Source organism: Hungatella sp., from assembly GCF_046966825.1.
The window spans coordinates 97,907-111,726 of record NZ_JBKVCZ010000002.1 but is presented as its reverse complement, the minus strand read 5'-3'; the positions used below and the strand labels follow the sequence as shown (position 1 = coordinate 111,726).

The following is a 13,820-nucleotide window of genomic DNA, read 5'->3' as shown; positions in this document are numbered from 1 at the left end:
AACAATGTACGCATGGGAAGCAATCGAACAATCCTTAACATTTATCGAGGAACACTTAACAGAAGAAATTTATACGGAGGAACTGGCAAATATAGCCGGCCTGTCCCCTTTCTATTTTCAGCGTTTGTTCAAGCGGCTGGTAAGTAAACCGGTTCAGGAATATGTGAAGCTCCGCCGCCTGGCAAAGGTGATTGAAAATCTGGGTAATACCGAACAGAGAATACTTGACGTTGCCCTGGACTATGGCTTTACAAGCCATGCAAATTTTACGCGGGCCTTCAAGGAAACGTATGGAGTCACACCCGAAGAGTACAGGAGAGATTTACCAATGCTCAACACATTCGACAAGCCGGAAGTTTCCATGAATTACGTCTTAGTAGATGAAGGGGTTCCGCTGGTGGTAGGAAATATCGTCTTGGAAATCCAGAGAAAAACGTTGACGGAACCGGAACTTTACCTTGGCTTTGAAACAAAAGTCCGTATTTCCGAACAGATTCCGGCTGGTGAAAGCACAGGTGTAGATGTGCCGGGACAGCTCTGGAAACGCTACCATATGGAGAAGACGTTAATCGCAGCAGACATTGATACAAATGTGGAAATGGGAATGTCCCATACGGAAAATACGGCACAGGGCCTTTTCACGTATTTTGCGGGCGGTCTTGTTCGAGATATCCCGCATAATCAGCAGGGAGACTTTGTAAAGAGAGAACTCCCGGCGGGAGAATACATCGTTTGCAGGATTGAAGCAGAAAATTTTGAGGATTTGGTAACGGTTGCCTTGAATCAGGGGGGGAAATACCTTTTCGGTACATGGCTGCCGCATCACAGCTTAACAACGGAGCCATTCTCAGCAGAAAAGTATTATCGTGACTTAAAAGATATGGCCTGTATGGAAATTTGGATCAAGCCCATACCGTTGGAAAAAGGGTAGGAGGGATATTGGGATGGATTGGAATATGCTTTATACAAACGGCGATGCTCCATCTCTGAAGCAAATAGCGGAGTATATTGACAATCCGTTATGGGCAGAGTTTGACAGCCGCATCCGGTCCGCTTACCGGATTGAGCCTTATATGGATTACAGCCGCTGTTCCATGCAGCCAGGCTGGAATATTAAATACAAGAAAAGCGGGAAATCTCTTTGTACCTGTTACCCAATGCAGGGTTATTTTATCGCTCTTGTGGTGATAGGAAGCCGTGAACTTACGGAGGCAGAATTATTAATGCCGTTATTTTCTGACTATGTGCAGAAAGTATTCAGAGATGCAAAAACTGGTAACGGACAGAAATGGCTGATGTTAGAAGTACGGGATAAGGAGATTATGAATAATGTTTTTGAACTGATAAATCTTAGAAAGAGGAGTATATCGCCTTAGGAACTTCTTAATCATTCATTTACCATTCCATAGAAAATCAATTATCTCAAATTAAAAAATTGCCTGCTCATCAATGGTATGCTTAAGCTTCCTGAATAAGCTGAAAGCATACTCGAACATCGAATATTTGGGAGAAGTCATTGAGCATAGCTGGGGACCGCGTGTGATCCGGTTCTATGACTTGGACGAGCATTTCATAGAGGTTGGAGAGGATATGCAGATGGTAGTAAAGCGGTTCCTTGCTTCTGGAATGACTATGGAAGAGTTATCTTATCTGACATTAGGGATGGAAAAAAGACATTTAGTGTACCAAATGGAAGAGTCTTAGTAAATGGGGCTGATGTAGGCAGAGCTCCAAATGGCTGGAATGATGCCTCCAATAACTATAATAGGGAGAAAACATATAATGAAGCAATTAACTCTTTTCCATAAAGTAATAATAATGTTTATGCTTTTACTTTTGCTTACGGAATGTTGCGCTACCCCAGATACAGAGCAAATGAATGATAGTCAACCAGTTATGGAAGCTGTTAATATAGATGAAGAAAACGGCGTGGTGACGGGGGATTTGTTGCAAATTAACAAGGAAGCCGTTAACATAGATAAAGGAAATGCGGATACAGAATATTCTTACAGCATATCTTTAGTTGATACATCAGAATTCAAGGATTTGCCGTGGCGTGATGAGTTTTCATTTCAGGTTGTTCAAGTCAGGGATATGCAAGAAGATAAATTGCCCCTTGAAAATATAATTAGAACATTAAAGAAGCGATGACTTCCTGGATTAGAGGAAAGGTTCTAACACCAAACACGGTTAATTTGAAAATTACCTGTCATGTGGGTAAATATCTTTCGGTCGGGAACTCATTTATATATCAGAGCGTTCGTGAGGATTTTATCAATGATTATGTTACAATAGACATGATGACCGGTCAGCGTGTTCAGCTTGATGATTTACTGGAAGTCAATGAAGATTTTGTGGAATTTCTTCAGGAGAATCCTGATATTATAAAGACGCTGGATGATCTGGAACCATGGAGATGGGTGGCAGATTTAAGTGAATATTCATCATCTGAACTATTAGAAGAACTTAATAAATGTTCCTATACACAAGAGGAATTGATTCAAAATGGCTACGCTCCAATTGAAGAGTCACTTGGTCCACTCCTTTTTAGAAATTCATTCTTTCTACAAGATGGAATGCTTGTGATTTCCTTATGGAGAGGAGGAGAAGGATTGATCCCTTTGGATGTTGATGACATAAAAGATTATTTAAAAGTAGAAGGATGGTAAAATATTACGAAAAAGGCATATAAGGAAAAATGCTTAAAAATTAAAGGCGGAGGGAAAGATGGCTAAAAATCGAAGTACGCTACATCTTAATGGTGAGGCGGTTGGAAATGGAGGAATCAGATATGTGAAAGGGAGCCAACCAGGCGAACATAGTCCGGCGTCTCAAGTAACGCAGAGTTATAAACAGTATATACCTCAGTTACTGGGAAGTGTCGCTGCAATAATTGATCCTAATGCAGACCAGGCATCTGAATACTGGCTATATAATGCAACTCCCCATTATACCCAGGTAAACGTTATAAGAGACGCTGAGGAATTTTACGACATATACTGATGTGCAGAAAGCAAATTCAATAAGCAATGGAGTATATCGGTTATGTCTCAAAACGAAAACAGGCAGATTTTAAATACTATGGGGGTGCCTGATCAGTGGAAGGAAGAAGGCGATAAATGGAAGTATTGGAATGGCATAGAGCATGTGCTTATATTGCACTTTATAATTCGTTATGCTATGATTGGCAGAAAAGTAGTACTTTTGGTTATTAATAAAGTCAGATTGATAAATAACCGATAGAATTTGCTAGATACTCTTGCTGGCGAGGGAGTGATGCCATATGGAAAATACGAAAAATTTTAATGACATATTGGCTTTATCAAAAAAGCTGGAAACAGAACGGCTGGATCGTGAATTGAATGTGATTATGCAGGACGAATATGAATTGGACGATGATTTACAGAAGTCATTGAAAGATGGCACCTATCAATTTCCAAACGCTTTACAGGCGGAAATAAATAAGTGGATTCTAATAAGAGTGCAAAACCAGTTTTCGGCAAAAATCCATATCAAGAGAACACCCGTATATTTTCACAAGCACGATTTTGTAGAAATTCTTTATGTATACAAGGGACACTGCAAACAATTCATAGAAAACCTTGAAACCTGTATTGTATTACAGGAAGGCGATTTATTCATGTTGAATCAGAGCGTTATTCATGCTTTACAGCAGGAAGATGAACAGTCTGTTTTGATTAAAATTATTGTTCCTATGGAATGGATTTCCTATGATTTTATTCAGAAAATGAATCATCATAGTCCCCTGTTTGATTTTTTCGTGAGCGCAAAATCTCCACAGAGAGAGTATTATAACTATTTACAGTATTGTCATTGTATGGGTGGCGGGAAGCTTCTCATAGAAAAGATAATGACAGAATACTACTTGAAACAAAGTTGCTATGAGGCCGCAATAAAAAGTTGTCTGCAACTTCTAATGATTTTTCTTGAAAGGGGACCCAAAGAATACAGGTGCTGCAGGTATCGCCTGCCCCACAGTTCCTTGCAGGCCGGTGCAATTCTTCAATATATTTACAATCACAGTGAAAATGTCACATTGGAAGAATTGGCTCATGTTTTTTCTTTTAGTCAAAGTTATTTGAGCCGAGTTATTAAAGAAAATTGCAGGATGAATTTTCAGGATTTAGTCAGAGAAAGCAGGCTGGAAAAGGCGGCTGTTCTTTTAAGCAGCTCTGATTATTCGGTGGAAAAAATTGCACAAGTGGTAGGCTATCAAAATGCTGTCCCCATTTATCAAGGCATCAAAGAAAAGTTTGGGTGTTCACCTACTGAATATCGAAAAAACTATAGTAAAATGAGTATAGAAAATTCCACAAATTAATGAATAGAATATAATTGCCCTTATATGTAAAATGTATAGATGTGACCTGATGAAAGACTGCACTCTAATACTTTTACAAAGAGGAATCTCTATTATGGCAAAGGAACAAGTTAAGAATAGATTGGAACAGGATTCAATCGGAAAACTCATGCTGGAGCTATGTACACAGACGACATTTTCCATTATGATTTACAATATCTATACCATTACAGATACGTTTTATGTATCAAAAGGAATAGGAAGTGTAGCAAGCGGCGCTATTGGGGTTTTTTCGCCAGTTCTACTCTTAGTGAATGGTATCAGTTCTACTTTGGGAACGGGTAGCGCTTCTACTATATCCCGCAGGTTGGGCGAGCGGAATCCGGCTGGCGGGAAAAAGGTAGTGGGCTGTATGATGTGGCTTTGGGCTCTGTGTTCCCTGACAATTACAATTACAGGACTTGTTTTTTTGAAACCGTTGTTGCAGTTATTGGGCTGTACCTCTGAAATTTATCCATATGCCGTAGAATATGGGCAGATTATGCTGATAGGCACTATCATCAGCACCGGTTTTTCTGGTATTATGCGGGCAGAGGGAGATGTCTTTTATTCTACTATACAATGGTGCTGCCCGGTAATTATTAACCTGCTTTTAGACCCACTGTTTATATATGGCTTTCAAATGGATATTTCAGGTGCCGCAATAGCAACCTTAATTGCACAGCTTTTTTCTGCTGGAATCAGCATCTACTACTTTTTTGTCCGCAAAAAAACCCCCTGTCGGGTGACACTGGGAGACATAAAGTGGAGTGGGCAGGCGTGTAAAGAAATATTGTATATTGGTCTGCCTGCTTTTCTTAATAGCCTCGGAAGTAGTTTGGCTGGTATCGTTGGAAACCAAATATTAGGACAAATAGGCGGTACGCAAGCAATCAGTACATATACATTGATATCAAGAATACAGTCGTTTCTTTCTACACCGTTCTTTGGAATTATGCAGGGTATCCAACCTATGCTTGGTTTTGATTGGGGACGCCAGCGTTTTGAGCGGGTAAAAAGGACTGTGTCCTATGCTATATTTTCTGGATTTGTATATGGCTGCATTATTGCAGTATGTATCTATTGGGGCGCAGGAGACGTTATAAAATTATTTTCTGCAAATGCTGAAATTATCGCAATGGGAAAATCTGCATTACAGATTATATGCTGTTCTTTGGTAATTGGCGGCATAATGCCTGTAATTCAGGCTTACTTTCTGGCACTGGGATATGGAAAAAAAGTCCTGCTTTTGTCGTTGGAAAGTATTTTTATTATTCGTCTGCCGCTTTTACTGGCAGCATGGTGGTCGAATAGCCTTGATATTGTATGGTGGCTGTTAGCCTTTGCGGAATGGCTGATTGCTGGATTGGCCGTATATAACTATAAAATTGAGAGAAAGGGGCAATAAAAAATGGAGAGCCTGACAAAAAACAAGCAGAACAAGGAAACTATATCAAAAATGTTGGAAAAATACTTTACACCGCTTAGAATGGTGAGTTTTCACGAACTAACAGAAGGGTATTTTAATATGGCCTATGAAATTCATTTGAGTAACGGGGAACAGGTAATATTAAAAATTGCGCCCTCAAAAGAAATGCGCGTTATGACTTATGAAAAAAATATCATGTTCAGTGAAGTGCAGGCAATGGAACTGGCTATTCGTCATGGCGGGATACCTGTACCTAAAGTCATGGGTTATGATAACAGTTGCACCATTTGCGATTCACCTTATTTCTTTATGGAAAAATTAGAGGGAAAAAGCCTTAATGCTGTAAAAGACAGCCTTCCGTTAGCACAGATTAACCACATCTATATTGAAGCGGGAAAAATAAATAAAAGAATAAATGATATACCCTGCCCTGTGTTTGGATATCCCGGACAGTCTGCATTTCAGGGAAAAGAATGGTATCCGATTTTTCGTAAGATGTTGGAGGCCGGGGTGAATGACGCACGACAAGGAAACGTTGATTTGAAAATATCAATCGACCAGATGTGGCGCTGCCTTGACAGAGATAAGATTATTTTTGATGAAGTGACGGAGCCGAAGCTGGTTCATTGGGATTGTTGGGACGGAAATATTTTTGTTCAGTCTGGAAAAGTAACAGGTATTATAGATTGGGAACGAAGCCTTTGGGGTGATCCCCTCATGGAAGTGGGATTCCGCACGTATTCTGATAATACCTATTTTCAAAAAGGCTATGGAATCAGAAATCTAACAGAATATCAGCAGAGGAGAGCCTTGTGGTATGATATGTATTTAATGCTTTTGGTAGCGTTGGAGTGCGAGTATAGAAAGTATGAAACAATGGACAGCTATTACTATTCAACACAACTGTTGATGAAACAGTTTAAAAAAGTGCAGAACTAAAAGCTGAATCTTACAATCATAAAGTAACACTATGATTTTGACAAGCAGCTATCCCCTATTCCGTAAAATATAAGAAAGAATTTAAAGGAAAGTTCATACATTATCTCCACATCACATCCCTGCAAAGCAAAAACCATAAGTGAAGGCAATATTAGAGCAAAAGTCTGATATACCTGTAAAATGCATTCTACACTGCTTAATTTCGTTATATACAAAAGTAAATTTTGTTTATTGTGGTTTCATAACTAGCCTTCTCTCTGCCTGAATTATACCATGGCAAACTAGTTCTGTCAGTATCAAAATGTACCAACCTAGTTGCATACCTTACCAATACGACTATTGCCAATATGTCAGGTAAATAGTTATAATAAAACCGTAAAATTATAATGAAAGAGATTAAGAGCCATGGAAAAACAAAACCGCAATCGATGTGGATCTGATGATCAACATCGTAAAGGAACTTCATGAGTTTGGGCGATCAGACGCCTGGATCTCAAAGCATTTGGGAATGGATAGAGATGAAATTTTGCGTCTCAAGCAGATTACAGGTCTTGCCGCGCTATTCAGGGATATAAAATTTGGAGAGGCGTGGCGCCCTGTAGAGGAAGAGACGGAAAAAGAGTCAATAATATAGATGAGTGAAAGTATAAACGCCCTTTGGCAGAAAAATAAGTGCTGTTCTGCAAAGGGAATCAGATATTAATTATGGAGGTATGCTTGCAAATGGATAAATGGTTCACGATTGATCAGATTGATGAAGGTACATATATTATCAGCGAATACCGGCATTGGGAGGAGACGCATTGCTATCTGTTAAATGGCTCCAGCCGCAGCTTATTGATTGATACGGGTCTGGGAATCTGCAATATTTATGATGAAGTAGTGAAGCTGACAAATAAGCCTGTTACGGCCGTTGCCACCCATATTCATTGGGATCATATTGGCGGCCATAAGTATTTTCCGGACTTTTATGCCCATGCGGAAGAATTGAGCTGGCTGAATGGTGAGTTTCCGCTGACAATAGAAACAATCAGAGAGATGGTGGCAGACCGCTGCGATTTACCAGACGGTTACGATACAGGCACTTATGAGTTTTTCCAGGGGACGCCAACTAAGGTATTGGAGGATGGAGAGAACATTGAATTAGGTGGACGGAATATACAGGTATTGCATACCCCGGGCCATGCTCCGGGGCATATGTGTTTCTGGGAATCAGACAGAGGTTATCTGTTTACCGGAGACCTGGTTTACAAGGACACTTTATTTGCCTATTATCCGTCAACAGACCCGGACGCATACCTTGCTTCTCTTGAAAAGATTTCGGAGCTTCCGGTCAAAAAGGTTTTTCCTGCGCATCATAGTTTGGATATTCAGCCGGAGATTTTAATCAGAATGAGAAATGCGTTTAGGCAGTTACGGGAAGATGGTAAATTACATCACGGCAGCGGTACATTTGACTATGGAGATTGGTCAGTATGGCTATAAAAAGAAGGAAGCAGTATAATTTCATTTAGTTGTGTGTGTTATGCAAAAGGCTTTATCAGAACTAAAGAACAGCAAAAGAGGCTTGAAAGGAACATTTATATGAAGTATGTATGTACAGTTATATCAGTAGCGGACATCAGCGCCGCAAGAAAGTTTTATGAGGAACTGTTCGGGCTAGAGGTCTATCAGGATTACGGAAAGAATATCGCTTTTACCTGCGGTCTGGCATTACAGCAGGATTTTGACTGGCTGGTAAGTATACCAAAAGAAAAGGTATTGAAGAAATCCAATAATGCAGAAGTGGTTTTTGAGGAGCAGGATTTTGATGGCTTCCTAAATAAGCTGAAAGAATACCCGGAGATTGAGTATCTGGGAGAAGTTATCGAACATAGCTGGGGGCAACGTGTGATTCGGTTCTACGATCTGGATTGGCATCTCATAGAGGTTGGTGAGGATATGAAAATGGTAATAAAGCGGTTCCTTGCTTCTGGAATGACTATGGAAGAGGTATCTGCAAAAATGGACGTATCCATTGAGGATTTGACAAAACTTCTAAACAACTAATATATGGTAAGGGAATAAACAATCGGGATTTTGGGGGGAGAAGTGCGATGTGTAAAATATTGTTAGTCAGACCGTCTAAACAATATGCAGACCAAGTTATGTCATATAAAGAAGAAATGTCACAAAATGGAGATAGTTTTGACGGTTGTGCTGGTCTTGAAAATGTACAATCATTTGAGGAATGGATTGATTTTGAAGCAAGATTAAAAGCAAAATACAAGGACAGATATGTTCCATCAGAAGTGTTTTTGGCTATACGAAAAAAAGATAACTATGTTGTTGGCATGATTGATTTTCGACACCCATTATCCGACTTCCTCTTTAATTTTGGAGGTAATATCGGATATAGTGTTCGTCCATCGGAACGGCAGAAAGGCTATGCGTCCGAAATGTTAAGATTGATTTTACCTATCTGTCGTGAGTTTGGAGAAAGCAAAGTTTTACTAACATGCGATAAAAAGAATGAAGCATCACAAAAAACGATTGTAAAAAATGGGGGCGTGTTGGAAAAAGAAATCCCTGATACAGTAGGACTTAGTGAAAGTGGAATTATTCAACGATACTGGATTTCAATATAGACCCTCTTTCATCAATTTAAATTTGCCGGTAAGTAACACAATAGAGATCTGGATGGGCATCTCATAGAGGTTGGAGAGGATATGCGGATGGTAGTAAAGCGGTTCCTTGCTTCTGGAATGACTATGGAAGAAGTCTGTTAAGATGGACGTATCTATTGAGGATTTGACAAAACTTCTGAATAGTTAATTTACAGTGGAAAAATAAATTTGAATCTCGTGAACTAAGCAGGGAGGAAAAGTATGAATAATAATGTTTATTTTAAATCAAAATGGTTTGAAAAATGTATTAGAAATTATTTGGAAATTGAAGCAGATGAGCCTATTACAGAGGCAACGCTTGCGTCCATCAAATATTTGTATGTGTCCACATCACATGATTACGAATTAGCTTTTGGAAAGGAAAAATTGCCTATGCAATTTAAATTTAGCAATGCTGGAGATGAGTGGCGGAGTGCTTGTATCGCAGATACCGGACGATTCCAAAGTTTGAATGAATTTGCAGAAATACATAATTGGGGCTCGGATATAGTTTTATATCTGAAAAAGGAGATTTTAGAAGAGGAAGAAGAATTGCAGGCAGATGCACCTACGGTAGACACTATAGCCATGGAATTGTTTGAGGAAAGTGTTAAAACCTATTGGGCAGAACAAGAAGACTATGAAGGTTTGGCAGATGCAGAAGATTCCATTGATATGGGAATGTTAGAAGCAGATGACTTTGCATATTTGCCCAACTTAGAAACGATACGTTTAATGTCCTGTGAAGTGGATATACATAGTTTAAAGTTCTTAGAGTCTTTAGCAAATCTAAAAGTATTAGAAATTGGTGAAGTCAGACTTCATGGATTGGCTGGATTGGATAAGTTAATTGGATTGGATAAACTATGTATTTGGACGAATTGATGATAGAATATCGCACTAATATAATGTACAAATTCCAGTTTGTCGAGGGATTTGTCGTATAAATCAATTCAGGTTTGCCGGTAAGTAACACAACAGCGATCGGGATGGGCATCTCATAGAGGTTGGAGAGGATATGCAGATGGTAGTAAAGCGGTTCCTTGCTTCTGGAATGACTATGGAAGAAGTTTCTGCAAAAATGGATCTATAAAATGAATATATAGCCACCTCATTGGTATAATGCGCACTTGCTAACTTCAGGTTTGTTGGTGAGTAACACAACATAGATCTGGAGTGGCATCTCATAGAGGTTGGTAGGGATTTAGAAAAGCTGCCGTGTAGCTGAGCGGGAAAGAAAATAAGAAGTTGTGTGGCTTGAAAATTGTAAGTTGCTTTTATGCGTTCTTGGCATAAAAAGGTGTATTTTAAATTGAAAGGATGGGCGAGTGCTAATGAAAGAAATCATCAACTTCATTGAAGCGAATGTGGATGGCAAAACGCTGTTTACAAAGGAATTAGTTTACGAACTTGAAAATGGTGCGTTACAGGGCGTTTACTCAGATCAAATATCTTTCTCTAATCTAAAATATTCTCAGAGCGGATTTCAGTTGGATATGTTTATTGTATCTAATGAGAAGATATGGCTCATGGGAAAGGATGGAGAACGGGAAAAATTGCGAAAAGATTTCAGCGGTGTATCCCTGTTCCGATTTGAACTAGCGGAGCGAAAAAGCACCAATAGTTTGACTGGCTGTTTTCGTTTCATTTCAGCATCAGGGAAAAATGTGGCAGCAGAGGCTATCGTAAGTGGGATTTATGATGTGCATCTTGAAAATGATGTGCTGAAGTTATCGGAAGATCAGGTCTTGTATCGGGATCAGCCGATACAAGAAGGGCATTTTAAGCCTGTTGCATTTCAATCGGAACATTGTTTTTATGTTAAAGCTAACAAGCTACACTATGAATACAACGGCAAGTGTTTTGATGTGGACTCAAAAACTATGCGGCGTAACGATAGCTCCGATACCTTTCCTCCGTTTATTTCAATCGAAAAGTAAGAAATGACGAATCAGTTTGACAGGGGCGCAGAGATGGAGGTTAAGAAATTTTGGAATGCAGTTTTATGGCAAGATTAAGATCCGGCCTTATTTCAAGTAAACAACCTATATAAATTGGCATTGCATCAATGAGTATTTTTCAAAAAAGTTGGCTTATAACAATTTAACAAATCGGGATTTTCAGAGGTGAATGGAATGATTCATTTGGAAAAGATAAATGGCGAAAATGTCTGGGATATTCTAAAGTTAAAAGTCTCAGATAGTCAGAAATCTTTTGTTGCTGGCAATGATATCAGCATTATTGAAGCGTATACCACTATTACAGCCAACGGGTATGCTTTTCCGTTTGGAATTTATGAAGATAAACATCCGGTCGGCTTTGTGATGATTGGTTATGGCAAAGATGATTATTGGAAGGATGCACCTGCTATAGCAGATGGAAATTATAACCTGTGGAGATTGATGATAGATAAGAGCTATCAAAACAGAGGATATGGGAAAAAGGCTGTAGAACTTGCGTTAAGATTTATCAGAACATTTCCCTGTGGTAAAGCCGATTCCTGTTGGCTGTCATATGAGCCAGAGAACACGGTTGCCAAATCGCTGTATGCCTCTTTTGGATTTATAGAAACCGGAGAAAAAGATGGAGAAACCATATGAAGATAACACAAAACTTAATGCGGGTGAAGGAACTTTTGCTTAACCCACCCACGTTTTCAGATAATCAGGCCCGACTGCAAACAAATCTGGATACTGATTTTCTCAAACTAATCGCTATCGTTTCAATGCTCATCGACCACATTGGTAGCGTTTTTTTCCCGGAGGTAAGGGTGCTGCGTTGGATCGGACGGCTGGCGTTTCCAATTTTCTGTTATTGCATGACAGTAGGACTGCTATATACCCACGATATCAAGAAATATTTATTCCGTTTGGGAATTTTTGCACTGATTTCACAACCCTGTTATATCCTTGCTTTTCATCCGTATGACTTTTGGGCGCAGTTTACTAACTGGAATATTTTCTTCACTTTGTTTCTAAGCCTTTTGGCGATGTATGGATGGAAAGAACGCAAATGGTGGCTGTTCTCACTATCCTTTTTCGTTATTTCATGGTGGAACTTCGATTACTCCAGCACCGGGATTTTTTTGATGCTGGTGTTCTATCTCTGCCGCAACAATCCGGTAGTAGGGGCCATGTTCTATCTGCTGTTTACGGTTCCGCCAGCGCTTCTCGTCCATTCCGGTGATTTTCGGAATCTCACCTTGGGTGGTCTTACAATGGATTGGACTTTTGCAATGGCCTTTGCCGCTTTGTTTATCTTCCCCCGTACCTATACAAACCTGAAGGTTCCCCGTTGGTTATTTTATGCCTTTTATCCAATTCATTTGCTAATAATTGGTCTAGTTCGGCTGGTTCTCAAGGTGTAATGTTAAGCTTTGTCAATTCGTGTTTGGTGAGTTCTTTCAAACCGTATCTTCTTAACCCTTTAAATTAATAAGCATGGTTTGCAAATCTCTATTTTGCAACCAGGTATTTGGTGCCTATGGAGGAAACGCATATGGATATTCAGAAAATTATCAGTTTAGTAACAAAAACGCAAGGGCTAATTAAAAACCGTGAAATGGCCGCTCATGTAAAAGAGAAAGGTCTTGCAGATTATGTAACGCAGGTAGATATTGCCGTACAGAATTTCTTAAAAAAGGAACTGTTTGCCCTTGCGCCGGATATTCAATTCCTTGGAGAAGAAACCGGATTGCAGGAAATAAAAGCGGATAGCTTTTGGATTTTAGACCCTGTTGACGGGACGACAAACCTTATGCACGACTATCAGCACAGCGTTGTATCTTTAGCCCTTTGCTGCCAGGGGGATATTATTATGGGAATTATATACGATCCCTTCCGCGATGAAGTGTTTTCTGCAATTAAGGGAAAGGGCAGCTTTCTAAATGGGCAGCCCATACATGTATCAAATGCAGAAAAACTATCCGACACAATGATTGGGCTGGGAACAGCAAAAAGAGAAGTGGCCGATGAAAATTTTGCCCGGTTCCGCAGGGTGTTTGGTCAGTGCCAGGATGTCCGCAGGATTGGCTCTGCCGCTCTGGAACTGGCATATACCGCCTGCGGCAGACAGGGAGGCTATTTCGAGATTTACCTAAATCCCTGGGACTATGCAGCCGGCATGCTTATGATTCAGGAAGCAGGAGGCAAGGTAACTGATTTTACAGGAGAACCGCTTGAACCGAAAAAGGGGAGCAGTGTGGTGGGAACAAATGGATTTATCCATACAGAACTGTTAAAGTTACTGTAAGCTATGTGTTCACTTGGGTACCCTGATGTAGGAGAAGGTTAGCTTCTGGGTATCATCTTCTCAAAGCGAAAAATCAGAAGCCAGTCCAGAAAGTGGTGGAACTAACAATGTTCTATTCAATTCTCGGAAAATGCGGACTTAAATGTGGAGGCGGTTTACCCATTGCAAGAGCCGCGATCATCCTATCAGTCATGGC

16 protein-coding genes and 4 pseudogenes are annotated in these 13,820 nt (G+C 39.8%); all 20 read left to right on the top strand.

The genetic code is table 11. The features are described from left to right. Positions 1-4 precede the first annotated feature (4 nt). Complete coding sequence (locus ACLTD4_RS01425; RefSeq protein ID WP_117623109.1) at positions 5-931, top strand: AraC family transcriptional regulator; 927 nt, start codon at positions 5-7, stop codon at positions 929-931. Positions 932-944: 13 nt separating this feature from the next. Then, entirely contained in the window at positions 945-1,376 is a 432-nt protein-coding gene (locus ACLTD4_RS01420) for a DUF3788 domain-containing protein (protein ID WP_002591367.1), read from the top strand. Between the two features lie 88 nt (positions 1,377-1,464). Beyond that, positions 1,465-1,704 (top strand): annotated as a pseudogene (locus tag ACLTD4_RS01415) (hypothetical protein); the annotation flags it as partial. Between the two features lie 78 nt (positions 1,705-1,782). Beyond that, entirely contained in the window at positions 1,783-2,151 is a 369-nt protein-coding gene (locus ACLTD4_RS01410; RefSeq protein WP_117634548.1) for a hypothetical protein, read from the top strand. Beyond that, positions 2,148-2,669 (top strand): hypothetical protein, encoded by a 522-nt coding sequence (locus tag ACLTD4_RS01405; protein WP_117623106.1) that lies wholly within the window; start codon positions 2,148-2,150, stop codon positions 2,667-2,669. Before ACLTD4_RS01410 ends, ACLTD4_RS01405 begins: the two co-directional genes overlap by 4 nt. A 58-nt stretch (positions 2,670-2,727) precedes the next feature. After that, positions 2,728-3,003 carry a hypothetical protein gene (locus tag ACLTD4_RS01400; protein ID WP_117623105.1) on the top strand — a complete coding sequence of 92 codons (276 nt, stop codon included), beginning with the start codon at positions 2,728-2,730 and terminating at the stop codon, positions 3,001-3,003. Between the two features lie 280 nt (positions 3,004-3,283). Beyond that, a complete protein-coding gene (locus ACLTD4_RS01395) occupies positions 3,284-4,342 on the top strand; it encodes an AraC family transcriptional regulator (protein WP_117623103.1) in 1,059 nt (352 codons plus the stop codon). 94 nt (positions 4,343-4,436) lie between these two features. Further along, on the top strand, positions 4,437-5,768 hold the full coding sequence (locus tag ACLTD4_RS01390) for an MATE family efflux transporter (RefSeq protein WP_270467780.1): 1,332 nt from the start codon (positions 4,437-4,439) through the stop codon (positions 5,766-5,768). Between the two features lie 3 nt (positions 5,769-5,771). Next, a complete protein-coding gene (locus ACLTD4_RS01385) occupies positions 5,772-6,728 on the top strand; it encodes a phosphotransferase family protein (protein ID WP_117623101.1) in 957 nt (318 codons plus the stop codon). 427 nt (positions 6,729-7,155) lie between these two features. Continuing rightward, positions 7,156-7,362: pseudogene (locus ACLTD4_RS01380) on the top strand (chromosome partitioning protein ParB); the annotation flags it as partial. An 89-nt stretch (positions 7,363-7,451) separates the two neighbouring features. After that, complete coding sequence (locus tag ACLTD4_RS01375) at positions 7,452-8,213, top strand: MBL fold metallo-hydrolase (RefSeq protein WP_117623100.1); 762 nt, start codon at positions 7,452-7,454, stop codon at positions 8,211-8,213. A gap of 99 nt (positions 8,214-8,312) precedes the next feature. Next, positions 8,313-8,777: a VOC family protein gene (locus ACLTD4_RS01370; protein WP_117623123.1), complete on the top strand. Its 465-nt coding sequence runs from the start codon at positions 8,313-8,315 to the stop codon at positions 8,775-8,777. Between the two features lie 47 nt (positions 8,778-8,824). Further along, positions 8,825-9,355: a GNAT family N-acetyltransferase gene (locus tag ACLTD4_RS01365; protein ID WP_117623099.1), complete on the top strand. Its 531-nt coding sequence runs from the start codon at positions 8,825-8,827 to the stop codon at positions 9,353-9,355. 45 nt (positions 9,356-9,400) lie between these two features. Continuing rightward, positions 9,401-9,542, top strand: a pseudogene (locus tag ACLTD4_RS01360) (glyoxalase); the annotation flags it as partial. Between the two features lie 53 nt (positions 9,543-9,595). Next, positions 9,596-10,258, top strand: coding sequence for a hypothetical protein (locus tag ACLTD4_RS01355; protein WP_117623098.1), 663 nt, complete (start codon positions 9,596-9,598; stop codon positions 10,256-10,258). 97 nt (positions 10,259-10,355) lie between these two features. Beyond that, positions 10,356-10,466: pseudogene (locus tag ACLTD4_RS01350) on the top strand (glyoxalase); the annotation flags it as partial. 241 nt (positions 10,467-10,707) lie between these two features. Continuing rightward, the gene (locus ACLTD4_RS01345; RefSeq protein ID WP_117623097.1) at positions 10,708-11,313 is read left to right on the top strand and encodes a hypothetical protein; all 606 of its coding nucleotides are present in this window, start codon (positions 10,708-10,710) and stop codon (positions 11,311-11,313) included. A 195-nt stretch (positions 11,314-11,508) separates the two neighbouring features. Then, positions 11,509-11,973, top strand: a complete 465-nt coding sequence (locus ACLTD4_RS01340) for a GNAT family N-acetyltransferase (protein ID WP_117623096.1) — start codon at positions 11,509-11,511, stop codon at positions 11,971-11,973. Then, the gene (locus ACLTD4_RS01335; RefSeq protein WP_117623095.1) at positions 11,970-12,740 is read left to right on the top strand and encodes a TraX family protein; all 771 of its coding nucleotides are present in this window, start codon (positions 11,970-11,972) and stop codon (positions 12,738-12,740) included. Before ACLTD4_RS01340 ends, ACLTD4_RS01335 begins: the two co-directional genes overlap by 4 nt. A 131-nt stretch (positions 12,741-12,871) precedes the next feature. Continuing rightward, complete coding sequence (locus ACLTD4_RS01330) at positions 12,872-13,624, top strand: inositol monophosphatase family protein (RefSeq protein WP_117623094.1); 753 nt, start codon at positions 12,872-12,874, stop codon at positions 13,622-13,624. Positions 13,625-13,820 lie beyond the last annotated feature (196 nt).